This is a genomic window from Cellulomonas wangleii (assembly GCF_018388445.1).
Lineage (GTDB): Bacteria > Actinomycetota > Actinomycetes > Actinomycetales > Cellulomonadaceae > Cellulomonas > Cellulomonas wangleii.
In genome coordinates this window covers 890983-914131 of record NZ_CP074405.1, presented here as the reverse complement: position 1 = coordinate 914131, position 23149 = coordinate 890983, and the positions used below count along the sequence as shown (strand labels likewise).

At 76.1% G+C, this 23149-nt stretch carries 19 protein-coding genes and 1 pseudogene; 10 read left to right on the top strand and 10 right to left on the bottom strand.

Annotated features, from left to right (window positions below):
• Window positions 1–25 precede the first annotated feature (25 nt).
• Together KG103_RS04385 and KG103_RS04380 are read right to left on the bottom strand one after the other, a co-directional pair.
• Window positions 26–637, bottom strand: a complete 612-nt coding sequence (locus KG103_RS04385) for a GNAT family N-acetyltransferase (protein WP_207342340.1) — start codon at window positions 635–637, stop codon at window positions 26–28.
• Window positions 638–641: 4 nt separating this feature from the next.
• The gene (locus tag KG103_RS04380) at window positions 642–1886 is read right to left on the bottom strand and encodes a molybdopterin molybdotransferase MoeA (RefSeq protein ID WP_207342341.1); all 1245 of its coding nucleotides are present in this window, start codon (window positions 1884–1886) and stop codon (window positions 642–644) included.
• 122 nt (window positions 1887–2008) lie between these two features.
• On the opposite strand from KG103_RS04380, the gene KG103_RS04375 reads away from it, so the two are divergent.
• Complete coding sequence (locus KG103_RS04375; RefSeq protein WP_207342342.1) at window positions 2009–2701, top strand: 5-formyltetrahydrofolate cyclo-ligase; 693 nt, start codon at window positions 2009–2011, stop codon at window positions 2699–2701.
• 30 nt (window positions 2702–2731) lie between these two features.
• Here KG103_RS04375 and KG103_RS04370 read toward each other — a convergent pair whose 3' ends face one another.
• Window positions 2732–5317 carry a penicillin acylase family protein gene (locus KG103_RS04370; RefSeq protein WP_207342343.1) on the bottom strand — a complete coding sequence of 862 codons (2586 nt, stop codon included), beginning with the start codon at window positions 5315–5317 and terminating at the stop codon, window positions 2732–2734.
• Between the two features lie 111 nt (window positions 5318–5428).
• Here KG103_RS04370 and KG103_RS19115 point away from each other — a divergent pair.
• Window positions 5429–5701, top strand: a pseudogene (locus KG103_RS19115) (FmdB family zinc ribbon protein); the annotation flags it as partial.
• A gap of 14 nt (window positions 5702–5715) precedes the next feature.
• Here the strand turns inward: KG103_RS19115 and KG103_RS19110 are convergent.
• Entirely contained in the window at window positions 5716–6015 is a 300-nt protein-coding gene (locus tag KG103_RS19110; RefSeq protein WP_307860979.1) for a hypothetical protein, read from the bottom strand.
• A gap of 117 nt (window positions 6016–6132) precedes the next feature.
• Between KG103_RS19110 and KG103_RS04360 the strand changes: the two genes are divergently transcribed.
• Window positions 6133–6819 (top strand): SAF domain-containing protein, encoded by a 687-nt coding sequence (locus KG103_RS04360; protein WP_207342345.1) that lies wholly within the window; start codon window positions 6133–6135, stop codon window positions 6817–6819.
• Window positions 6820–6864: 45 nt separating this feature from the next.
• A complete protein-coding gene (gene mscL / locus KG103_RS04355) occupies window positions 6865–7476 on the top strand; it encodes a large conductance mechanosensitive channel protein MscL (RefSeq protein WP_207342346.1) in 612 nt (203 codons plus the stop codon).
• A gap of 176 nt (window positions 7477–7652) precedes the next feature.
• On the opposite strand, the gene KG103_RS04350 is transcribed toward mscL, so the two are convergent.
• Window positions 7653–7991 carry a hypothetical protein gene (locus tag KG103_RS04350; RefSeq protein WP_207342347.1) on the bottom strand — a complete coding sequence of 113 codons (339 nt, stop codon included), beginning with the start codon at window positions 7989–7991 and terminating at the stop codon, window positions 7653–7655.
• Window positions 7992–8074: 83 nt separating this feature from the next.
• Window positions 8075–12526 carry a hypothetical protein gene (locus tag KG103_RS04345; RefSeq protein WP_207342348.1) on the bottom strand — a complete coding sequence of 1484 codons (4452 nt, stop codon included), beginning with the start codon at window positions 12524–12526 and terminating at the stop codon, window positions 8075–8077.
• A gap of 411 nt (window positions 12527–12937) precedes the next feature.
• Here KG103_RS04345 and KG103_RS04340 point away from each other — a divergent pair, with 411 nt between their 5' ends.
• Together KG103_RS04340 and KG103_RS04335 are read left to right on the top strand one after the other, a co-directional pair.
• Window positions 12938–14239: an MFS transporter gene (locus KG103_RS04340; protein ID WP_207342349.1), complete on the top strand. Its 1302-nt coding sequence runs from the start codon at window positions 12938–12940 to the stop codon at window positions 14237–14239.
• A 116-nt stretch (window positions 14240–14355) separates the two neighbouring features.
• Window positions 14356–14580, top strand: a complete 225-nt coding sequence (locus KG103_RS04335; protein WP_089800740.1) for a hypothetical protein — start codon at window positions 14356–14358, stop codon at window positions 14578–14580.
• Window positions 14581–14665: 85 nt separating this feature from the next.
• Here KG103_RS04335 and KG103_RS19010 read toward each other — a convergent pair whose 3' ends face one another.
• The 3 genes from KG103_RS19010 to KG103_RS04325 all read right to left on the bottom strand — a co-directional run bounded on the left by KG103_RS19010 (window position 14666) and on the right by KG103_RS04325 (window position 17244).
• On the bottom strand, window positions 14666–14788 hold the full coding sequence (locus KG103_RS19010; RefSeq protein ID WP_256439603.1) for a hypothetical protein: 123 nt from the start codon (window positions 14786–14788) through the stop codon (window positions 14666–14668).
• Window positions 14789–14953: 165 nt separating this feature from the next.
• The gene (locus KG103_RS04330) at window positions 14954–16249 is read right to left on the bottom strand and encodes a helix-turn-helix domain-containing protein (RefSeq protein WP_207342350.1); all 1296 of its coding nucleotides are present in this window, start codon (window positions 16247–16249) and stop codon (window positions 14954–14956) included.
• A 53-nt stretch (window positions 16250–16302) separates the two neighbouring features.
• Complete coding sequence (locus KG103_RS04325; RefSeq protein WP_207342351.1) at window positions 16303–17244, bottom strand: CPBP family intramembrane glutamic endopeptidase; 942 nt, start codon at window positions 17242–17244, stop codon at window positions 16303–16305.
• A gap of 148 nt (window positions 17245–17392) precedes the next feature.
• Here KG103_RS04325 and KG103_RS04320 point away from each other — a divergent pair, with 148 nt between their 5' ends.
• From KG103_RS04320 to KG103_RS04305, 4 genes are all read left to right on the top strand, one after another.
• Window positions 17393–17782: a hypothetical protein gene (locus KG103_RS04320; protein WP_207342352.1), complete on the top strand. Its 390-nt coding sequence runs from the start codon at window positions 17393–17395 to the stop codon at window positions 17780–17782.
• A 73-nt stretch (window positions 17783–17855) separates the two neighbouring features.
• Entirely contained in the window at window positions 17856–19130 is a 1275-nt protein-coding gene (locus tag KG103_RS04315) for a sensor histidine kinase (RefSeq protein WP_249670801.1), read from the top strand.
• A gap of 106 nt (window positions 19131–19236) precedes the next feature.
• On the top strand, window positions 19237–19932 hold the full coding sequence (locus tag KG103_RS04310; protein WP_207342353.1) for a response regulator: 696 nt from the start codon (window positions 19237–19239) through the stop codon (window positions 19930–19932).
• A gap of 2 nt (window positions 19933–19934) precedes the next feature.
• Window positions 19935–21218 (top strand): sensor histidine kinase, encoded by a 1284-nt coding sequence (locus KG103_RS04305; protein ID WP_249670800.1) that lies wholly within the window; start codon window positions 19935–19937, stop codon window positions 21216–21218.
• Window positions 21219–21293: 75 nt separating this feature from the next.
• Here the strand turns inward: KG103_RS04305 and KG103_RS04300 are convergent, their stop codons facing one another.
• A complete protein-coding gene (locus tag KG103_RS04300; protein WP_207342354.1) occupies window positions 21294–22958 on the bottom strand; it encodes a GH39 family glycosyl hydrolase in 1665 nt (554 codons plus the stop codon).
• Between the last annotated feature and the right edge of the window lie 191 nt (window positions 22959–23149).

Below are 23149 nucleotides of genomic sequence, written 5' to 3'. Positions count from 1 at the left end.
GCCGACCTCCCGCCACGCAGCGGTGCTAGGGGCTGCCGATGCCGCGCTGCCGGCGGTGCCAGCGTGCGAGCAGACCGTCGGGCACGTCCTCGACCGTCAGCGCGAACGTCCGGTGGTCGCACCACCGGCCCTGGATGTGCAGGTACCGCTCCCGCAGCCCCTCGTCGCGGAACCCCAGCTTCTCGACGACGCGCAGCGACGGTACGTTCTCCGGCCGGATGTTCACCTCGACCCGGTGCAGCCCGACCGGACCGAAGCAGTGGTCGGTCGCGAGCGCCACCGCCGTCGGCGTGATCCCCTGCCCCGCGACGTGCTGCGACACCCAGTACCCGATCGCCGCGGAGCGCAACGAGCCCCACTGGATCGACGACACCGTCAGCTGCCCGACGAGCTCACCGCCGCGGTCCACGGCGAACGGCAGCGCGGACCCCTCCCTCGCCTGGGCCGACAGCGCACGCACGAACTGCCCGAACGTGGGCCGCGGCCCGCGCACCGGCTCCGGGCTCGTCGCGTCCCACGGCTCCAGCCAGCCGACGTTGCGCGCCCGCATCGTCATCCACGCGTCCGCGTCGCGCCGGCGCAGCGGACGCAGGCGCACGTCACCGTCGACCAGCTGGACGGGCCACCCCGTCGCCACGCCGTCAGCCCTCCAGCACCAGGCAGTGCACGACCGTCCCGGCCTCCACCCCGAGGTCGCCCTCGCCCACCACCGCCAGCGCGTTGGCGTGCGCCAGCGCGGTGACCGACGGGGCCGCGGGGTCACCGACGGGGGTGACGCGGTACCCCTCGTCCGGGGAGCCGAGCACCATGGCGGGCACGAACTGGCGCAGTCCCGGCGGGGAGGCCCATCCGTGCGTGGCAGCCGCCGCGACGGACGGGCGGAACAGCTCGGTGTGCCCCGCCATGGCCCGCAGCGCCGGACGTACGAACACCTCGAACGACACCTGCGCGGCCACCGGGTGCCCCTGCAGCGCGAACAGGGGGACCGTCCGTCCGCCCGGCTCCGCGACGTCCAGCCCCAGCGCCCCGACGGTGCCGAAGCCGTGCCGCGTGCCCGGGGTCATCGCCACCTGGTCGAGCCGCACCGTGCCCAGCGGCGCCAGGACGTCCTTGACCGTGTCGTGGGCCAGCTCGGACAGCCCGCCGGTGAGGACCACGAGGTCGGCTCGGACCAGCTGGTCCTCGAGGGCCTCGCGCAGGGCGGCGTGCTCGTCGGGGACGGCCCCGACGCGCACGGGCGTGGCGCCCGCGTCCCGCACGGCCGTCTCGAGCGCGTGGCCGTCGACCTCGAACACCGTGCCGGGCCGGGCCGCCGTCGTCGGCTCCACGAGCTCGTCGCCCACCGACATCAGCACGACGCGCGGCGTCGGGTGCACGGGGAGCCGACCGCGGCCGATCGCGGCGGCCAGCGCGATCTGGCGCGCCCCCAGGCGGGTGCCGGCGGTGAGCACGACCTCCCCCGCGCGCACGTCGGCCCCCGCGTACCGGACGTGCTGACCGGGCCGGGCGGCGCGCTGGAACGCCACGCGCGCCTGCCCGCGGTCCGTCTCCTCGACCGGCACCACGGCGTCCGCGCCCCGGGGCAGCGGCGCACCCGACGCGACCCGCACGGCGGTGCCCGGCACGTGCCGCAGACCGGCCGCGCTGCCCGCGTGCAGGTCGTGCGCCACCGGCAGCTCCGGCCCGCGCGCCCCGGCCGAGTACGTGTCGTCCGCCGCGACGGCGTAGCCGTCGCGGGTCGCCACCGGGACGGCCGGCACGTCGACGGGCGCGAGGACGTCGGCGGCGAGGATGCACCCCGCGGCGTCGTGCAGGACGACGTCGAGCGGCGGCACCGGACCCGCGGCGGCGAGCACGGTGGCGAGGTGGTCCTGGACCGATCTCATGCGCGCATTGTGCCCGCACGAGTGCGCAGCGGCGGGTGCGCCGCGCCCCGACGGCCCACGTCAGCAGGCCGTCGGGGCGGACGAGGCTCCCGCTGCACGTCCGGATTTGCCACACTGGTCCCATGAGCGCCGTCGCCCAGCCCCCCTGGCACGCCGAGGAGGAGGCGACCGGCCGCCGCTCGCGGCCCCGTGACGCGTCCGAGGAGAAGGACGTCCTGCGCCGCCGGGTGCGTGCCCACCGCGCGCAGCGCTCGACCCGGCGCCGCACCGAGTCCGCACAGCGGCTCGCGCAGGTGGTCCTCACCATCCCCGAGGTGGCGGCGGCCCGCTGCGTCAGCATCTACGCGTCGCGCCCCACCGAACCCGGGACCGGTCCGCTCATCGACGCCCTGGCGGCGCGCGGCGTGCGGCTGCTGCTGCCCGTGCTCGGGACGGGCCTGCAGCGCGACTGGGCGGAGTACGCGGGCCCGGACGATCTGCACGAGCGTGCCCCGGGCCGGCCGCCGGAGCCGAGCGGGCCCGCGCTCGGCGCGGCCGCACTGGGTGACGCGGACGTCGTGCTGGTGCCGGCGCTCGCGGTCGACACCGCGGGCGGCCGGCTCGGCCAGGGCGGCGGCTGGTACGACCGCGTGCTGGCGCACGTGCGCCCCGACGCCCCCGTCGTGGCCCTGGTGCACGAGGACGAGATCCTCGACCGGGTCCCCCGTGAGCCCCACGACCGGACCGTCGGCACGGTCGCGACGCCCGACGGCTGGCGCCGCGTCGGCCCGGCGACGTCCGAGACCGCCGGGCCCGCCGCCGACGCGCCCGGCTGAGCGCCGGCCGTCGCCGCGGCGCCCGGCCCGTCAGCCCTCGGGCGGGACGAGCGTCTGGCGGTCGACCGCGTCGGCCTGCACCGCGGCCGCCGAGAACGGCCACGGGAACTGCCGCCCCTGCGCCCACGCCTCCAGCTGGTCGTCGTAGTGCACGCTCGCCGGGTGGCCCGACGTGCCCGTGAGGTTCACCCAGGTCGAGGAGTCGAGGTCGCCCAGGTCGACGACCATGCGCATGGCCGGTGCGGACGTCACCGCGTACGAGCCGCTCGAGGCGTCCCAGCCCGTGGCGTCCACGAGCGACGCCCCACCGCCCACCCCCTGCGGGGCCGGGTTGACCAGCCGGCGCACCGCCGCGGAGGACCCGGCACCGCCGAGCACAGGGTGCTCCGGCGCGGCCACGTGCAGCAGCCCCCACGCCCAGTCGTCGGTGCGGCCGCCGATCTGGGCCGTCAGCGCGTGGCGTGCGGAGACCATGGCCCGGGCCAGGACGTCGTCGCGGCCCTCGATCACCCCGGGGGTCGTCCGGTCGTCCCACCACGGCGACGTCGGGTTCTGCAGCATCGTGCGGACGACCTCGAGCCACCGGGAGTCGCCCGTCGGCGCGTGACCCTCGGGCAGGTCGTCCGCGAACGTCAGCTCGAGGACCTCCGCCCACACCGCGGCGAAGTACATCGCGGCGGACGAGTCGGCCTCCATCGTCAGGTCCCACTCGCGCAGCAGGTCCTGGCCCGCGCGGTCGAACGCGTCCGGCACCTCGACCTCCAGGAGCGCGGGCAGGAGCGCCTCGGCGTACGGGCTGTACCGGTCGGTCTGCAGGTCCGCCGTGCTCGCCACGTCCACGGGCTGCCCCGCCGCGATGCGCGCGGCCAGCACGTCGCGGATCCGCTGGCTGCGGTAGCCGTAGTCCGCGTCGTCCATGAGGAACGGCCCCACGCCCGCCGGGGCCACCGCCTGGTTGGCGGCCACGACGAAACCCTCCGCCGGGTCCAGGACGCGCGGCAGCTCGGCGGGGTCGACCCACCCCTGCCAGTCGTAACGGGAGTCCCAGCCCGGGCGCGGCCACGTGCCGTCGGACGGGAACGGTCCCTCCACGGTCGCGCGCACGGGGATGCGCCCCGGCGCCTGGTAGCCGATGTGCCCGTCGGTGGTGGCGAAGACGATGTTCTGCGCCGGGACGTCGAACTTGGCGGCGGCCGCCGAGACGTCGTCGGCGTCCCGCGCCGTCATGAGCTCGAAGAACGCCTCGACGGTGCGGCCTGGCTCCAGGGCCGTCCACGCCAGGGACACGGCGAACCGGTTGCCCGGCGCGTCCTGCGGCAGCGGTCCGCGCGTGGCGTCGTCGACCGGCAGCACGTCGGAGATGATCGGGCCGTGCCGGGTGCTGCGGACCGCGTGCTCGACGTCGTCGCCACCGGCGACCTCGATCGTCTCCATCCGCACCTCGAGCGGCTCGTGCGTGCCGTCGACGCGGACGTCGTTGCGGTCGATCCGCTCCAGGAAGAAGTCGGTGACGTCGGCACCCATGTTGGTCAGGCCCCAGGCGAGCTCGCCGTTGTGCCCGATCACGACGCCCGGCAGCCCGGCGAAGGCGAAGCCCGTGACGTCGAACGGGCAGGCGTCGTCGACCTCCGCGCAGCGCAGGCCCACCTGCGACAGGGTGCCCGGTGCCGAGAGCCCGAGGTGGGGGTCGTTGGCCAGGATCGGCTTGCCGGACGTGGTGTGCGCCCCGCCCACGACCCACGAGTTGGAGCCGACACCCTCGCCCTCGCCGACCAGGCGCGGCACCGCAGCCAGCGCACGGTCGGCGGACGCCAGGGCGGCCTGCAGGTCCGTACCGGTCAGGTCCGGGCCCAGGTCGACCCCGGCCGAGACCGTCGCCGCGTCGGCCGGCGCTGCCGCGTCGGCGGCACTGACGATCGGCAGGTTGCGGTCCTGCGGGTACGGGGGGAACAGCTCCTCGACGCGGGCCACGTCCGGCACGAACTGGTAGGTGCTCGCCCGCGACAGCTCACGGTCGTAGTTGGAGCGCAGGTCCCAGGCCAACGCCTTGAGCCACGCCAGCGAGTCGACCGGCTCCCACGGCTCGGGGGCCTGCTGCGGCACGCGCAGGCCCAGCACCGTGTACTCCATCGCGATCGAGCCCGGGTCCCGGTCCTGCAGGTAGGCGTTGACGCCGTCCGCGTAGGCCTGCAGGTGGTCCCGCGCCTCCTGCGAGAGCAGCCCCCACTCCTGCTCGGCCACGCGGCGCCACCCGAGCGTGCGCACCATCCGGTCGGCCGCCAGCGCGTCCTCGTCCTGACCCACCAGCTCCGACAGGCGCCCGGCCGTGACGTGCCGCCGGTAGTCCATCTCGAAGAACCGGTCCTGCGCGGACACGTAGCCCTGCGCCATGAACAGGTCGGCCGGTGTCTCGGCGACGATCGTGGGGACGCCGCGGGCGTCGCGCGTCACCTCGACCTCCGCACCCAGCCCGGGCAGCGTCTGCGAGCCCTGCGCGTCCGGCAGCGGACGCCGCAGGACGAGCGCGGTCACGAGCAGCGAGACGAGCAGCGCGAGCACGACGAGGACGGCGACGACGACCAGCGCGGTACGTCGGGGGCGGCGAGGGCGGGGCACGCTGGCAGGGTACCCGCGGCGGCGCTTGACGGTGGGTTACAGTTGGCACTCGGATCCTGAGAGTGCCAGCCGCCCCGGCGGCACGCGGCGGCATCCGGCGACACCCGCGTCGTGACCCGCGCGCCCACCCGGCGCCGTGACGTCCCCGCCCGTGCACCGGCGCGCCCGTGCCCACCCGGCCACCGCAGGACCCGTGTCCGAGCACCGCCGGGGACGCCCGGCCGACGACCATCGGGAGCCACGTTGCCCACCTATGCCTACCGCTGCACGGCCTGCGACCACGCGTTCGAGGTCCAGCAGTCGTTCACCGACGACGCCCTGACGGTCTGCCCCGCGTGCGAGGGGCGCCTGCGCAAGGTCTTCTCCGCCGTCGGCGTGGTGTTCAAGGGGTCGGGCTTCTACCGCAACGACGCCCGCTCGTCGTCGTCCTCGTCCTCCTCGGGGCGGTCCTCGTCCTCGTCGACGACCACGTCGGACACGTCGTCCACGGCGGGCAGCACCCCCGCCGCGTCCGGCGACGCGTCGAGCACGTCGACCTCGGCCTCGTCGTCGGGGTCCTCGTCCCCGAAGCCTGCGGCCGCACCGGCCGCGTCGGCCTGACGGACCCGGTTCCGGGGCGCGTCGGGGCGGTACGCCTCGTCGCACCGCCGGGCCGCGCCGGCTGCACCGCCGGGGGCGCGCTCCCCAGCCCGCAGCACCGGGCTGTGCCCCCAGCCGGACCGCCCAGCCGACCCCAGCCCGGCGACCGTCGACGGCGTCCACCGCCGCGGCGCCGGCAGCCCGAGAGCGACGGCGCCCGCTCCTAGCGTCGCGGCATGACCACCCTCCCCACGACGACCGGCGCGACACCACGGCCCCTGCCGAGCGCGCGGGCACCTGCCCCGCTGCGGGTCCGTGCGGTGCTCTGGCGGCTGCGCCTCCTGTGCGCGGCAGTCCTGCTCGGTGCGGCCGCGGGTGTGGTGGTCCACGCGCTACGTCCACCGCCCCCGGCGACGGTGCCGGTGGTCACGCTCGCGCACGACGTCCCGGCCGGCACGGTGCTCGCGCCGGGTGACCTCGTCGTCAGCGCGCTCCCGCCCGCCGCCGCACCCGTGAGCGCCCTGAGCAGCACCTCCGCGGCGGAGGGCAGGTCCACGGCCGTGGACCTGCCGGCCCGCACCCCGCTGGTGGCCACGATGCTCGTGGACGCCACCCTCACGGGGCCGACGGGCACCGTCGTGGTCGCGGTGCGGCTGGACGACCCCGCCGTGGCCGCCCTGCTCGAGCCCGGCCTGCGCCTCGACCTCGTCGCCGCCCGGCACGAGGGCGGCCCGGGCGAGACGGTCGCGCGGCGCGCACTGGTGCGCCCCGCGCCCCCGGGCGCGGACCTGCCCGACGGGCTGCTGGGGGGCGGGTCGGCGGACACCGGGCCGCCCGTCCTGGTCGCCGTCACCCCGGACGAGGCGGTCCGCATCGCGGAGACGTCCCTCTCGGCGCGGCTCGTGGCGGTGGTCGTGCCATGATCGATCGAGGACGTCAGGTCGGCTGTCGTCGGGCGGGGGGCTCGGATGTCGAACAACAGGCGTGACCGCGTGCGCGGAGCCGGTGACCGCATCAAGGCCGTGGGCGACAGACCGCAGGTCAAGGGCGTGGCGAAGGTGCTCGAGGGGTTCAAGGACTTCATCGCCCGCGGCAACGCGGTCGAGCTGGCCGTCGGCGTCGTGGTCGGCGCGGCCTTCACCGCCGTGGTGGCTGCCGTGCAGGACGCCCTCATCAGCCCGCTCATCGGGTGGATCTTCGGCAAGCCGAACCTCGAGAACCTCTGGAACATCGGGCCGTACACCTGGCGCACCCCGGACCCCGGCGAGGACCCGATCGCGGCGGTCCAGGTCGGCGTCATCCTCAACGCCCTGATCCAGTTCCTCATCACCGCGGCAGCGATCTACTTCCTCATCGTCCTGCCGCTCAACGCGCTCGCCGCACGCCGCAAGAAGGGTCAGGAGGACGAGCCTGCCGCCCCGGCGGAGGACATCCTGCTGCTCCAGGAGATCCGGGACCTGCTCTCGCAGCGACTCACCCCCGCGATCGCCAACGACCTCTCGCCCTCACCGGGCGACCCCGGGTCGACGACCCCGCCCCCGCCGGGCGCCGCGCCCCCGGGCGTCCCGCCCGCACCGTGAGCCGCGCCGCCGGCTGACGTGGTCCGGCCGGTCGGGCATCAGCGCCGGCGGGGCGGTCACCATCGGCAGGTGAGTCACCAGCGCGGGCAGGTCGGCCGCGAGCGGGCAGGTGGGTCACCAGCGCAGGCAGGTCGGTCGCCGGCGCCGGCAGGTCGGCCGCCGACGCCGGCAGCCGGTCACCAGTGCGGCGGCTTGTCGCGCTGCAGCCGGTCGTCGTTCGACGACGGCTCCTCGCGACCCCAGCCGCGGTCGCTGTCGTCGGCGGAGCGCGTCGCGCGCCACAGGTCGTCGGCACCGTCCGCCGGGATACCGGCGGACGCCGACGTCCGACGCGCGCCCGCCCCTTCCCCAGGCCCGTCGGGCGCCGCCGCCCCCGGAAGCGCGGCGGGTCGTCCTGCGGGGAGCGGCGGGTCGGGCGGTGCGGCCGGCAGCGTGGAACGCAGCACGGACTCGTCGGAGCCGACGGTCCCGGACGGCCGCACGGCGCGTCGGGGACGACGACGGGCGGTGCTCATCCCCCGATCCTCCCACCGCCGGTCGGCACCCCACCCGCCCGGGCGCGCCGGGCCGGCCTCTCGCGGGAGGGGTGCGGGGTCCCTCAGCCGGTGAACGCGCGGGTGACCGCGGACCGCACGGCCGAGTCCACGCGATGGCTCCGGCGCGTGATGCCGAGCTCGGCGCGCAAGGCGTCCGCGAGCTGCTCGCGGGTGCGCTCGACGCCGTCCGACCGCAGCCAGCGCACCAGGTCGTCGAGCTGGTCGTCGCTGTACGCGTTGATCGGCAGGCCCGCGCGCACGTCCGGGCGCGGTGCGGTCCGCACCGGCAGCGCGAGCTGCTCACCACCCGCCGGCGCGCCGCCGTCCCGCGCGACGGGCGCGGGCGCGGCGGGGACGGGGACGGGCACCGCGGCGACGGGCGCGGACCCGACGACCGGCATCACACCGGTCGGCGTGCGCACCACGGGCACCGCACCGGTCGCCGGCGGCACCACCGGCAGCGCACCGGTCGGCTCGCGCACCACGGGCACCGCACCCGTGGGGGTCCGCACCATCGGCACGGCACCGGTGGCCGGGTGGGTCACGTACGGGCGCACGGGGCGGCTCTCCTCGCCCTCACCTGCGCCGTCGTCGTCCCCGACGCGCTCGGGCACCCGGGCCGTCGGCGTGGACGCCGGGGCGGCGGACTCCGGGCGGCGGGCGACGAGCGCGGCGTGCACGGCGCGGCGGATCCGGTCGACCTCGCCCTGGGGGTCAAGGAACGCGGCGGCCGACCACACACGGACCACCGACCACCCGAGGCGCTCCAGCCGGTCCGCGACCAGGCGGTCGCGCACCCGCACGCTCGGCTCGCCGACGTACGCGTCGTCGTCCGTCAGCACCGCGACGAGCATCTCGTCGGGCAGGTCGGGGTGGCCGACAACGAGCGGGATCCGGGACCCTCCGGGCACGCCGTGGTCCACGTCCACGAGCAGCCCGTGGCGCCACAGCCGCTCGGCGAGGTCGAGCACCAGACGGTCGGGGTCGGCACCACCGACGGGCCGCTCCCCCGCACCGTGCGCGGCGCCCTGCGCGCCCCGCTCGGCGGCGAACCGCAGAAGGTCGGCCAGCAGCTGCGGCCCTGCGCCGCGCAGCCGGTCCGGGTCGAGGTCGTCGCCGCGGAAGCACGCCACCACGGTCAGCCGGTGACGGGTGGACCCCAGGGCGTCGAGCAGCAGACCCTCGCCGCCCGGCCGGCTGACCGGCCCGAACGTGTGCAGCACGCGGCGGTGCGGCGTGCGCCCCAGCCCGAGGGAGAGGATCACCGCGTCCCGGCGCAGGCCACCGACGTTGGCGACGTCGACGACGACGAACGGGTCCGCGCGGCCGGCGTCGAAGAACGCCGCGAGCGCGGGGTTGTCGCGGACCTCGCCCATGACGGTCTCCCGCACGGCGTCGGCGTGACGGGGCGTGAGCGTGACGACGGCCAGCGACTCGTCGGGGTGCTGCAGGACGTGCTCGACGACGAGCTCGAGGACGCGCTCGACCTCGGCCGAGGTCGAGTCCACCATGCTGGTGGCCGGGTCCGGCATGCCGGTGCCGTCGACGACCTCCAGCCCGACCAGCGGACGTGCGTCGGGCAGCGGCGTGGGCACCAGGACCCCCTCGTAGCCGTGCTCCACGAGGAACCGCGTGAGGTACGGGTCCCGGCGCGACGCGTCGGCGTGCAGCGCGACCGTCGGCAGGACCCCGGCCAGCTCGCGCACGGCGCTGCCGGACGCGCAGCGGGCGTCACCCACGACGACGACCTGACGGCCCCGCGCGATCGCGGGCAGCGCCGCCTCGACCGGCAGGTGCGCCGCCGCGTCCACGACGACGAGGTCGACCGTGCGGGACGCGGGCAGCACCTGCGAGACGAGCATCGGCCCGGCGACCAGCACCGGCCGCAGGCGTCGCGCCAGGTCGGGGTACCGCGTGACGGTGTCGCGCAGCGACGTCATGCGCTCCTCGACGAGCTCGGCGAACAGCCCCTCGGCCTGGTCGCGGTGCACCCGTACCGCCGACGCGATGCGGCCGAGCGCGGCGGCCAGCACGGGCGCCGTGCGGCTGACGACGTGCCGGCGGTCCAGCTGCGCGTAACGCGCGGACAGCGCGCCGAGCGCCGCACCGTCGTACCCGGCCAGGGCGGGGTCGGCGGCCAGCACGTGCTCGAAGACGGTGCTCCACCACGCCAGGTCGAGCTCGGCGGGGGCCTGGGTGGGCTCGACGCGGCGGGCGGCGAGGTCGTCGACCAGGTCGCCCAGGCCGGCGGCCCGCAGCCCGTGCAGCAGGTGGGTGCGCTCGGGCAGGGTCTCCAGCGCGGCGACACCGGACCGCAGCCGGTTGAGGCGCTCGCGCAGCGCGTCGAACGGTGTGCCGGCCAGGTCGCCGCCCAGCGGGGTCGTGGCGAGGACCTCCGCGAGTCCCTCGACGTCCTGCCGCACCGCACCGTGCTCGTCCTCGATGACCGCCAGGCTCTCCGGCAGGCGCGGCCAGCCGCCGGCCGGGCAGTGCGCCTGCCACACCTCGCGGCGCTCCTGGACCTCGATGAGGGCACCGTGCAGGTCGGCGACCGGCCGACCGGGGCGCACCATGTCCTTGGCCTGCTTGCGCAGGCGTCGGCGCAGCCAGAAGCCCATCGGCACGCCGTGCTCCTCGCGCCACTCCTTGGTGGCGGTCGCCGCGACGAGGTCGGCGGCGGTGCGCTCGAAGACCATCGGCTGGAAGACGTCGAGCGAGGCCCGCACGCCGTCGAGCATGCGCAGCTGCTCGGCCCACTGCTCCAGCGTGGTCGCACGGGTCAGACCGGTCTCGGCGGCCACCTGCGCGACGCGCCCGACCAGCAGCGGGAGCGTGACGTCGAGCAGCCTGTCGAGGCGGCGTCGCACCACCTGCGCGTCGGCCGCCGTGCGCACGTCCGCACCGAACCAGGGGGTGTCCTGCGGGCGCAGCGTGAACGCGCCGAGCTCACCGGCGCGCACCAGGTCCTGCGCGAGCCGGGTGCGTCGCTCGGGGTCCAGGGCGCGCGCGACGTCGGGGTGCAGGCGGACGGTCGTGGCGGGCGTGGGCCGGGTCGCCGTGAGCCGTGCCAGCTCCTGCAGGGCGTCGTACGCGGACGCCCCCCACGGGTCGCGCGGCGCGTGCAGCGCGTCGACGTACCCGCGCAGGCGCTCGCGGTGCTCGACCAGCGGGACCCGGACGGCCTGCACGGCGTCGGTGTCGACGACGGGCGGCTCGAGGGTCATGGCACCCAGCAGGCGGCGTGCGGCGGCGGTGCGCCACCCGGCGTGCGGCTCGACGTCGAGGGCGATCTCCCCCAGCCCGAGGCGACGCAGCCGGTCCACCAGGGCGACGGCGGCGCGACGGTGGCCCGGCACGTACAGGACGGTGCGCCCCTCGGCGGCGGCGTCGGCGACGACGGCGGCCAGGGTGCCGGTCACGTCGGAGCCCGTGGGTGCGTCGACGAAGACGTGCGCGCCGGTGGCGACGACGTCCAGCACGTGCTGCTGCGCGGGGTCCAGGTCCCCGACGCCGCGCTCGAGCGCGGGGTCCGGGTCCCCCACGACGGGCGCCGGCAGCGGCACGTCCAGCGCCTCGCGCGCCTCGGCGATCCCCGCCATCGCCCGCACGACGTCGTGCCGCTCGAGGGTCCCTGCCAGCTGGTCCAGGTCGTCGACGATGACCTGGCCCGGGTGGACGAAGGTGCCGACCACGACCCGCTCGACCAGCGAGAAGTCCTCCAGCACCGCCTCACCGAGGGAGGCGAGCCGCTGCAGCGCGCCGCGCGGGTCGAACCCGGAGCTGCTGAACGTGCCCCGGGCGACGGCGGCGGGGTCGAGCAGGGCGCCGTGGCCGCGCAGCGCGCGGGCCAGGACGGGGTTCACCTCGATGGACGGCTCGAGCTCGAGCTCGTAGTCGCCCTCACCGCTGCCGCGGGCGCGCAGCCCGACCGGACGCAGCAGCACCGGTGCGCGCACCGTACGGACGGCCGGGTCGCGGGTCTCGCCGCCGCCCCGCGCGCCCTCCGGCCGGGGGTGGCGGGTGACGTGCGCGAGCGCGCCGACGTCGTCGGACCCGAGGTCGGCGCTGGAGCGGTCGGTCCAGGTGGCGACGCCGATGGCCAGGGACGTCGAGGCGATCCCGTAGCGCTGCGTGTACCCGGCGGCGCGCGCGCTGACGGCACGCGCCCGCCGGCGGGCGCTGGACAGGGCACCGGGCTCGCGCACGAGGTTGGACAGGCGTGTGGGGCGTCCGGCGAAGAGCTGGGCCATGCCGGAGGGGTGGGCGGACGACAGGTCGAGGGCGGCGTCGCCGAGCTGGTCGACGTCGGCCAGCGTCGAGGCGCCGGCGGCCTCGACGAGCGCGGCACGCCACGTCGCGACGGCGCCCTCGAGCACCTCGGCGGGCGACGGCGGCTCCACGAGCGCCACCGGCGGGGCCTCGACCGCGTCGGTGCGCTCGGCCGTGGCGGCGTCACCCTCGGCGGGCACCGAGGTGCCGGCGGGGGTGCCGGGGGTACGGGCGGGAGCGGTCACCCTGGCACGGTAACCGCGGGGCGGCCCGATCCTCCGGCGGCCACGCCGGAACCGTCAGGGTTGCGCGGGGTTGCACCCGCACGGGTGGCGCGACCCCGCCGGGCCCCGCGCGCCGGCCCTGCGCGCGACAGCCCGGAACGAGCGACGGGACGGGCCGCTGGGCCCGTCCCGTCACATCGAAGCTGAAGACGGTGCGCACCGCGCAGGGGGCAGGCGATACGCACCGTCGGGTTCAATGATGCGCCCTGGCGACCTCTTGGTCAACTGTCCAGGCCGGTGCCCGCGCGGGTGGGATCATCGAGGGGCAGGACGGCACGGGCGGGCCCGGCACGACCGAGTCAACGCCGGCAGCACACCCGACCAGGGGCGACATCACTCCTCCCCCGGTCGGTGACCACGATCGGGGGATGCATGACGAGGCAGCGGGGGCCTGCCGGGGCCACGGCCGTGTGGGCGGTCGCCGCGGTGGCCTACCTCGTCGCCGTTGTGCACCGCACGGCGCTGGGCGTGGCAGGGGTCGAGGCCATCGACCGGTTCGACCTCGGGGCCACCGGGCTGGCCCTGTTCTCGGTGCTCCAGCTCGCCGTGTACGCCGGCCTGCAGATCCCCGCCGGGCGGCTGGTCGACCGGCTCGGCGCCCGCACCCTCATCACGGTGGGGTCCGCCGTCATGGCCGTCGGCCAGGGCGTGCTGGCGGTGGCCGACGACGTGCCCACGGCGCTGCTCGCCCGTGCCCTGATCGGCGGGGGCGACGCGGCCATCTTCATCAGTGCGTGCCGGCTCATCGCCGAACGCTTCGAGCCCCGCCGTGTCCCGGTGATGGTGCAGGTCACCGGCCTGGTCGGCCAGTCGGGGCAGATCGTGTCCGCCCTCGCCGTGGCGTGGGTCCTGCACACGTCCGGCTGGACGACGACCTTCGGCGTGCTCGCGGTCGCCGGCGCCGCCGTCACCGTGGCCGCGGCCGTGGGGATCGGCGCGCCGCCCCTGCGGCCGCCGGCACCCGCCGCCCGGGAGCGCTTCGTCCCCGCCGTGCGGCTCGCCGCCCAGCCCGCCGGTACCCGGCTGGGTTTCTGGTCCCACTTCCTCACGCCGTTCTCGTTCAGCGTCGTGGCGATGCTGTGGGGCGTGCCGTTCTTCGTCACCGCCCAGGGCCGCACCCCGGCCGAGGCGAGCCTGCTGCTCACCGCGATGACGCTGTCCGCGATGGTGACGGGCCCGGTCGTCGGCCTGTTCACCGGGCGGCACCCGCTGCGGCGGTCGTGGGTGGTGCTGATGTCGGCGGGGGCCACGCTCGTCGCCTGGGTCACCGTGCTCGTCCCCGACACCCCCCGGCCGCTCGCCCAGCTGGTGGTCTTCGCGATCGTCCTCGGGGCCGGGGGCCCGGTGTCCCTCGTCGGCATCGACTACGCCCGCACGTTCACCCCTCCCGACCGGCTGGGCACGGCCACGGGGTTCGTCAACACCGGCGGCTTCGCCTCCACGATCATCGGGGTCCTGGCCGTCGGGGTCGTCCTCGAGCTCGTGTCACCCCCCGGGGTGAGCACGTACACGCTCGACGCGTACCGGGTGGCGTTCGCCGTGCTCGTCGTGCCGTGGGTCGCGGGCGTGCTCGGGGTGGTGCGCAGCCGGCGCCGCACCCGCGTCGCGCTCGCTCGGGCTGGCACGGTCGTCCCGCCGCTGCGCGAGGCGCTGCGCCGGCGCCGCCCCCGCTGACACGCAGCGCTCCTCACGCCCGGCACTCCTCACCCCGACGCCGCTGCGGGCGTGACGGTGACGCACCACCGGGACGGGCGACGCGCGGGAGCCGTCGCGAGGGATAGGTTCGGCCGATGGACCCGGTGGATCCCGCGCTCGCCGGCGTGCGCGCCTACCTCAGCCACCTCGACGGGTGCGAGGTCGTCGTCCGGACGCTCTCCGGCCGCGAGTACACCGGTCCGCTGTCCTGCCTGCTGTCGGGGAACGTGGTGTTCGTCGGACCGTCCGGCGCCGCACCGTGCATCCGCATCGACGCGGTCGAGTCCGTGCTCCTGCTGCGCGGGCAGCCGGGTCGGTGACGCAGCGGGGCACCCGCGCCGCCGGCCCGGGGCACGGGAGGCCCCGGAGCCGGCGGCGCGAGCGCATCGGGTGGGATCGCTCCCGTCAGAACGCGATCTTGCAGCAGGGCGCCTGCACCTGCGACGAGGCGGTCGCCGCGGCCGGCACGCCGACCAGCCCGGCGAGGGCGACGACGGCGGTCAGGGTGGCGACGGTGAGCTTCTTCATGTGGAACTCCTTCGGGCTGGTGCGCCGGACCGTCCGGCACCCAGGCATCGTCCCGAGGAGGTGTCGCCGGTGCAATGACTCCGGGCATACCGTGGTAGACACGCCCAAGTCGCCCGTCACCCGGGCGTGTCGCAGCCGTGCGTGGCCCGCTGCGGCGGACGTGCGTCAGGGGCGGGGCGTCCCCACACCGGCGGCGTCGAGCGCCCGCCGGTAGGCCTCCGCGACGCGGACGCGGTCGTCGCCGGCCGCGCGCAGCCGGTCCCCCAGGCGCCGCCACGCGACCGCCGACGAGCGGCCCGCGGGCACGAGGTCCAGCCGGTCCTCCACCTGGCGGTACGTCTTGACGGCCGCGCTGCGGTCGCCCGACGCCAGCAGCGCGTCCCCCAACGCCTCCAGCGCGGGCGCGGCGTCGCGCCGCTGCCCGGAACCGAGCAGGTCGACCGCCCGCTGGGCCTGCTCGAGCGCCGCACCGTACCGACCCAGCAGGAGCAGGGCCCGGCAGCGGGTGGTGGCCGCACGCGCCAGCTCGACGGCCGACTCCGCGACCTCGAGCGCCGTCCCCGCCGCGTCCAGCTCCGCCAGCGCCTCGTGCGGCCGGGCGGGGGTCACGGCCAGGAGCAGGTCCGCCAGGTCGAGCCGCAGCCGCGGCACGTCCCGGTCGGCCTCGGCACCGCCGGCCAGTGCCAGCGCCGCGCCCAGGTGCCCGAGCGCGTCCTGCGCGTCACCGAGAGCGTCGTCGACGAACGCGAGGTTCCAGTGCACCGACCAGACGGCGCGCGCGGACCCGTGCACCAGGGCGCGCGCGAGCAGCTCGTTGCCCCGCACCCGCGCGTAGGTCGCGTCCCCCCGGGCGACGTACGCCCACACCAGCGTCGTCTCGAGCCGGAACAGCTCGTCGGTGCCGGCCGCCGTCCCGGCGAGCACGGCCAGCCGCTCCTCGCCCGCCCGCACGGCCCCGTGCACGTCACCCGCCTCGATGAGGGTCATCACCAGCCGCGTCGTCGCGTACGCGGCACGGCGGGGGCGGTGCCCGTCCATGAGCAGCCGCGCGGTGTCCACCAGGACCCGCGAGGCCCCCTCCAGGTCACCGAACAGGTCGAGGGCCTCGGCACGGGCCAGCAGCACGCGGGCCCCCTGGTCGACGTCGAGGGAGTCGAGGTCCACGTCCTGCAGCTCGGTGACGGCCTCCGCCGCGCGGCCGGCGCGCAGCAGCTGACGGGCGCGGACGACGGCCGCCTCGGACGCGCGGTACGCGGGTGAGCGCTCACCCTGCTCGAGGTACGTGGTGGTGACCCCCAGGGCGCGGGCCAGCCGCTCGAGGGCGCCGTCACCGGGCCCCCGGACGCCGCGCTCCAGGTGCGAGACGTAGCTGGGGTGCATCCTGGCCGCGCGGGCGAGGTCGGCCTGGGACAGGCCGGAGCGCTCACGGGCGTCGCGGATGCGTTCGCTGACTGGGTGCACGCCCTCACGATAGGGACCTGCCCCGCCGCACGGAAGGGGCGGGTGGACTCCCGTCACGACACCGGTGACACCCCCGGCGCGACGACGCGGACGCGGGCGGGACCGGTGCGGCGCAGCAGCACCTCGACCGCGCCCGCGTAGGCCAGGGTCGAGGCGGTCGACACGGCCAGCGCGAGCGGTCCGATGTCGACGACGTCCAGGTCCGCCAGCCCGAAGGCCCCGAGGGTGAACACCACGACGTTGTTGACCACGTGCGCCGCGGCCGCGGCCTCCAGGCCGCCGGTCCGCCAGACCAGCCAGCCCATCGTCAGCGCCCACACCGCGGTGTCCACCATGGCGAGCCCGACGTACGTGTGACCGAGGACGAACAGCGGGACCGGCAGCACCACCGCGAACGCGGGGTGCCGCAGCCACGTGCCGATCGTCTGCGCGAGGTACCCGCGGAACACGACCTCCTCCGCGACGCACTGCGCCGGCACCAGCAGCAGCACCAGCCCGGTCATCAGCCAGGACGACGCGTCGACGCGGGGCTGCCAGGTCACGCCCTGCGCCGCGTCCAGGAGCGCGGCACCGCCCTGCACGACCACCGTCAGCACGGCCGACGCGGCCAGGCACCGTCCCGCCCACCCCCAGCGCACACGACCTGCGACCGAGACGAGGAGCCCGACGGGGCGCGCCCCGAGCAGGCGCGTGGCCACGAGCACCGCGGGGAGCATCGCGATGATGGAGAGCATCGCGAGCGTGAACGGCAGCGGCTGGGCCAGGTCGGCCACGTCCAGCTGCTCGAGCGCCTCGAGGCCGCCGGGGCCGGACGTCACCGCGGTCACCATCGTCAGGACACCGCCGGCCACGAGGATCCCGACGTACAGGCCGAGGCCGAGCAGCCCGACGAGCAGGGGCCGCCACCAGCGGGAGTCCGGGCTCGTCCGCTGCAGCCGGTGGTACGGGTAGGTGCCGGGGACCTCGTGGACGTCGTGGACGGTGTGGCTGCTCACCGGTCCATCGTCCGGCTCGCGGGCCGCGTCCGCGTCCGCCACGCGGTCGACGCCGGCGGCGCGCGGCTCCGTCCCGCGGCCGACGGCGGGCACGGCCGTGCCGGAAATGCCCTGCCCCGTCCCGGGCCGCGCGGCCTACGCTCCGGGGATGCTGGACGAGACGTGGGTCGAGCACCGCCGCAGCGGTGACCGTGAGGTGCTGGGCTGGGTGCGCCCGCAGGGCGACGGGTACGTGGCCGTCGACCGCCTGGGCCGCGACGTCACGGGACCGGTCGACTGGCTGGAGGCCGAGGCCGCGCTCGAGGAGCGCGGCCTGCACTGGCTGGGCGACCTGTGGCAGCTCACCCGCGCGGACGGCAGCGTCCGGCGCGTGCGCCTGGTCGAGGTCGGGGCGCACCGCGTCGTCGTCAAGGACGACGACATGAACGCCGTCGGCGAGGGCGTCGTCACGACCTACGAGCTGCCGTTCCCGGCGCCGTCGTCGCTGGCACCCTTCGTGGGCGACCGGCACACCCTCGACCCCGGCGACCTGCCGTGAGACGCGGGGTCAGGGGCGCGGGTCGTCCGCGCGACCGATCCGGACGACGACCCGGTCCGCCTAGCATCGCTGCGTGACCAGGACCGCCACACCCGACCCCGCGCCCGACGCGGGGCGGCGGGGCCGGGTGTGGGCGCGCACGTGGCGCCTCGTGCTCGGGGTGGGCATGGGCGTGGGCGCGGGCCTCCTCACCTACGCCGCGGCCTACATCACCTCCCTGGACGGTGCGTTCGGGCCCGTCGAGTACCGGCCGGGCACCGTCTTCTGGATGGTGCTGGACGCGGTCTGCCTGCTCGCCTGCGTCCCCTTGTACCTGCGCCGGTACCGGTCCCCGCTGCTGGTCACCGGCCTGCTCGTGATCGTCGGCTCGTTCTCGGTCCTCGCCTCGGGCCTCGTGCTCCTGGCGGTGGTGTCGCTCGCCACGCGGCGGCGCTGGTCGGAGATCCTGCCGGTGTACGCCCTGTGGCTCGGGGCGATGCTCGTCGGCGAGCGCGCGTTCAGCGCGTGGGTGGTCGTCGACGATGGCACCGCGGGAACCGACGAGCTGTGGACCGTCATCATGACCGCGGCGTTCGCCGCGCTCGTCGTCGTGACGGGCATGTTCATCGGGGGGCGGCGCGCGCTGGTGACGTCCCTGCGCGAGCAGGCGGCGATCGCGCGCCGTGAGGCGGACGCCCTCGACGACTCCGCCCGGGCGAGCGAGCGCAACCGCATCGCCCGCGAGATGCACGACGTGCTGGCGCACCGCCTGTCCCTGGTCGCGCTGCACTCGGGCGCCCTGGAGTACCGCACCGGCCTGGACCCGGAGCAGGTCCGGCAGACCGCTGCCGTCGTCCGGGAGAACGCGCACGAGGCCCTCGGTGAGCTGCGCGAGGTGCTCGGCCTGCTGCGCGAGCCGTCGCCCGCGGACGAGCAGTCACGGCCGCAGCCGACGTTCGCGCAGGTCCAGGAGCTCGTCGACGACGCACGCGCGGCGGGCTCACCCGTGACCGTCGAGCTGGACCGCGTCGCGCACGACGACCTGGCGCGACTGCCGGCGTCCACCAGCCGTCACCTGTACCGCGTCGTGCAGGAGACGCTGACCAACGCCCGCAAGCACGCGCCGGGCGCGCCGGTCCACGTCCGCGTCCACGGGGCGCCGGGCGAGCGCGTGGCGCTCGAGGTGAGCAACCCCGTGCCGCCCACGGCGCCCGCCACGCGGCTGCCGTCGTCCGGCTGGGGGCTGACGGGGCTGGCCGAGCGGCTGCGACTCACCGGGGGCGAGCTCGACGCGGGGGCACGCGCCGACGGCACGTTCACGGTCCGGGCGTGGCTGCCCTGGGCCGCGGCACCGGAGGAGGCCGCGTGACCGCGGCGCCACCGGACGTGGCACCACCCGAGGTGGCGCCGCTCCACGCGGCACCACGAGACGCACGCCCGCGGCACCTCGCGACGGGCTCGACGGAAGGACGGACGTGACGGCGACGGCGGAGCAGGCGGGGACCCGGTCGGAGCGGCAGACGGTGCGGGTCGTGCTCGTCGACGACGAGACGCTCGTGCGGGTGGGCCTGCGCCTCATCCTCGGGGCGGACCCCGCGATCGACGTGGTCGGCGAGGCCGGTGACGGCCTCGAGGCGATCGACGTGGTGCGACGCACGGCGCCCGACGTCGTGCTCATGGACATCCGGATGCCGCGGCTCGACGGGCTCGGCGCGACCGAGCGGCTGCTCACGGAGCAGCCGGACTCCCGGGTCGTCATCCTCACCACGTTCGACACGGACGAGATGGTGCTCGGCGCGCTGCGGCTGGGAGCCGCCGGGTTCCTGCTGAAGGACACCCCGCCGGCCGAGATCGTGCGGCACGTGCTCGACGCGGGTGCGGGGCGCACGACCCTGTCGCCGTCGGTCACCGACCGGCTCATCGCGTCGGTGACGCAGCGGCCGCGCGACGAGCGCCGCACCGCCGCCCGCGCGCGGCTCGACGCGCTGACCGAGCGCGAGCGGGACGTCGCGCGCGCGATCGGGCGAGGGCTGTCGAACGCGGAGATCGCCTCCGAGCTGTTCATCACGGTCGCGACCGTGAAGACCCACATCAGCCGCATCCTGGAGAAGATGCCGGCGGACAACCGCACGCACATCGCGATCTGTGTGCACGAGGCGGGCGACGTCTGACCGTGGACTCGCCGAGCACGGCCCGACGCGTCTGGGCCCACGCGTGGCGGCTGCTCGTCGCGATCGCCGTGAGCAGCCTCAACGGGCTGGTCGTCTACGGCCTCGTCCTGACGACCGGGCCGTACCCCGGCGGGCCGCTCGGGGAGATGTGGATGCTCGTCGACCTGGCGTGCCTGCTGCTGTGCGCCGTGGCGTACGTGGCCCGGCACCGTGCCCCGCGCCTGGTCACGAGCATCATCGTGGTCGCCGGGTCGTTCTCGCTGTTCTCGTCGTTCCTGGTGCTGTTCGCCGTGGTGTCCCTCGCCGCGCGACGCCGACGCCTGGAGACCGCGGCGGTCTGCGCGCTGTGGTTCGTCGCGTCGCTCGTCGGCCAGCGGGTCTTCCTCGCGTGGGTGCTGCCGGCCGGCGTCCTGCCCGACGACCTGCGCATCCTGGCGGCCGGGCAGGTGCTGAACACGGCCCTCGCCGTCGTGACCGGCATGTTCATCGGTGGCCGCCGCGCCCTGCTCGCGTCGCTGCGCGAGCAGGCCGCGATCGCCCGGCGCGAGGCCGACGCGCGCGGCGACGGGGCACGCGCCGCCGAGCGCAACCGCATCGCCCACGAGATGCACGACGTGCTCGCCCACCGGCTGTCCCTCGTGGCGCTGCACGCCGGCGCGCTGGAGTACCGCGCGGAGCTCGACCCCGAGCAGGTGCGCGAGACCGCTGCCGTCGTCCGCCAGAGCGCGCACGAGGCGCTCGGGGAGCTGCGCGAGGTCCTGGGGCTGCTGCGCGACACCTCCGCCACCGACGAGCAGTCCCGGCCCCAACCGACGTTCGCGCAGGTCGACGAGCTGATCGAGGGTGTCCGCGCGGCGGGGTCCCCCGTGACGTCCACGCTGGACCGCCTCGACGCGGACACGCTGGCGGAGCTGCCGGTGGCGACCAGCCGTCACCTCTACCGCGTCGCGCAGCAGGCCCTGGCGAACGCCCGCGCGCACGCGCCGGGCGCACCCGTGCACGTGCGGGTGCACGGCGCACCGGGCGGACGCGTCGTCCTGGAGGTCACCCACCCCGTGCCCGGGCCGGTGCCGACGACGCTGCCAGGCTCCGGCTGGGGGCTGACCGGGCTGGCCGAGCGGCTGCGCCTCGCCGGCGGGGAGCTCGACGCCGGGGTGCGGCCCGACGGCACCGTCCGCGTGCACGCCTGGCTGCCCTGGTCGGGGCCGACGGACGAGCGCGAGCCGTCGGGCGCCGCGGGCGACGGCGTGGACGGCACCCTCGACGTGGTGGCGTCACGCGCCTGACCGCGGGCGAGCGGGCGGGCCGGCACCGGCGCACGGACGGTCGCGCCCGTCGCGGACGACGGGCGCGACCGCGTGTCAGGACGTGGCGGGCGGCACCGTCTGGACGATGCCCACGACGGCCCACGCCGGCAGCTCGAGGTCGATCTCCAGGACGCCGTCGTCCGACGCGGTGAGCGTGCTGCGCAGCAGGTCGTCGGCCGCCGCCCGCAGCTGCGCGGTCTGCGGCAGGGTGAGGTTGATCGGCTCGCCCATCGCGTGCCACGCCTCGGCGACGTTGCCGTGCTCCCAGTCGAGCTGGACGACGTCGAACGTCGCACCCGCGGGCAGCCCTGCGACGGTGTGCGTCACCCGGCGGCTCGTGCCCACCTCCGCCAGGCCGCGCGCAGCCGCGTAGCTGTTCTGCGCACGGACGGACCGGCCGCCCATCTCGTCGGGGTAGTGGAACAGGACGCCGGAGACGCGCCCGGTCGCGCCGTCCCGCGTCACGACGCCGTGCGGCAGCTCGGCCACGACCTCGTCGCCCAGCTGCGCGAGCATCCGGAACGCGTGGAACGTCGGCTTGTGCAGACCCTGCTCGTTGACGAGGCCGAACCCGCCGTGGAACGGGCCCAGACCGGCCCCGCCCTCCTCGAAGACGTCCGTGAACGTCCAGTACGAGATGGAGTCGGCGAGCGCCGCGCAGCGCAGGTAGGCGCGCGTGATGTACGTGGCGGCGAACAGGGCGTCGTGGCTGCGGTCACGGCTCGACGGCGAGGTCGACCACTCGGTGATGTGGATCTCGGCACCCGCGTAGGGGCTGTCGGCGACGATGCGCTGCAGCAGCGTCAGGTCGTCGTAGGTGGCGTCGACGTACCGGCTGATCTCCTTGGCACCGCCGCTGGGCGTGGCCGCGTAGTCGGTCGGGTACAGGTGCGCGGTGAAGAAGTCCACGGGCAGGTCGCGCTCGTGGCACCAGGCGATGAACTCCTCGACCCACACGGGGCGCCAGTCGAGGGCGTCGGGGTCCTCCGCCAGGCCGGTGGCGATCGACTTGCTGCCGTCCTCGTACTCGCCGGCGTACCGGTCGTCGGGGACGAAGACGCTGGTGGACGGCCCGCCGACGAGCAGCCGCTCGTCGATCGCCTTGATGGCGCGCACGCTCGCCTCGTAGAGCTCGAAGTACTGCGTGCGGGTCCCGGTCCAGAACTTCGGGACGAGGTTGGGCTCGTTCCACACCTCGAACCGCCACTGCAGCACCTCGTCGATGCCGTAGCGCTCGATCCAGTGCCGCACCGTGGCGGCGACCAGGTCGGCCCACCGCCCCATGTCGGTCGGCGGGCTGCAGTGCGCCTTCCACCAGAACAGGGTCTCGGTCTGCGTGGCCAGGTCGCGCGGCATGAAGCCGAGCTCGACGAAGGGCCTGGCGCCGGTCTCCAGGATGAAGTCGAAGACCTTGTCGACGTAGCTGAACGTGTGGACCGGCTCCGCGAGCGGCGTCGGCGGGCCGAAGCCGCCACCCCCGCCGTCGTTGCCGCGGTACACGAACATGTCGTCGTGGAAGAGCCCGTGGAAGCGCACGTAGCGGGCGCCGAGCACGTCGACCGCCTCACGGAAGTGCGCCTGCCAGTCGGCCCGCAGCGCCTCGTTGGCACGGCCCGCGCCGACGCACTGGTTCCACACGTGGTGCATCGGGCGGCCGCTGGGCGGGGCGCCGTCCACGGTGAGCGGGCGGGTGGTGTCGGACTGCGTCGGCGCGGCCATGCCGGCTCCTCGTCGAGATCGAAACAGTTTCGCCACCGGTCTGGTCGCGGCTGCGACTGTACGGGCGCAGTCCGACCAGGTCAATATCGCGTGGCCTGCGGAATCGCTGCGCCCGACGGAGCGGGCGGACTGCCGAAACATTTTCGCCCAGGTGCGCCGACGACCCGCGTCACCCATGCTGACGGATGTTC

Excerpts from the sequence above, each read along its gene's own strand:
- KG103_RS04375 (WP_207342342.1), top strand. The coding sequence starts at position 2,009 with ATGAGCGCCGTCGCCCAGCCCCCCTGGCACGCCGAGGAGGAGGCGACC.
- KG103_RS04320 (WP_207342352.1), top strand. The coding sequence starts at position 17,393 with ATGCTGGACGAGACGTGGGTCGAGCACCGCCGCAGCGGTGACCGTGAG.
- KG103_RS04335 (WP_089800740.1), top strand. The coding sequence starts at position 14,356 with ATGGACCCGGTGGATCCCGCGCTCGCCGGCGTGCGCGCCTACCTCAGC.
- mscL (WP_207342346.1), top strand. The coding sequence starts at position 6,865 with ATGTCGAACAACAGGCGTGACCGCGTGCGCGGAGCCGGTGACCGCATC.
- KG103_RS04300 (WP_207342354.1), bottom strand. The coding sequence starts at position 22,958 with ATGGCCGCGCCGACGCAGTCCGACACCACCCGCCCGCTCACCGTGGAC.
- KG103_RS04360 (WP_207342345.1), top strand. The coding sequence starts at position 6,133 with ATGACCACCCTCCCCACGACGACCGGCGCGACACCACGGCCCCTGCCG.
- KG103_RS04340 (WP_207342349.1), top strand. The coding sequence starts at position 12,938 with ATGACGAGGCAGCGGGGGCCTGCCGGGGCCACGGCCGTGTGGGCGGTC.
- KG103_RS19010 (WP_256439603.1), bottom strand. The coding sequence starts at position 14,788 with ATGAAGAAGCTCACCGTCGCCACCCTGACCGCCGTCGTCGCCCTCGCC.
- KG103_RS04380 (WP_207342341.1), bottom strand. The coding sequence starts at position 1,886 with ATGAGATCGGTCCAGGACCACCTCGCCACCGTGCTCGCCGCCGCGGGT.
- KG103_RS04350 (WP_207342347.1), bottom strand. The coding sequence starts at position 7,991 with ATGAGCACCGCCCGTCGTCGTCCCCGACGCGCCGTGCGGCCGTCCGGG.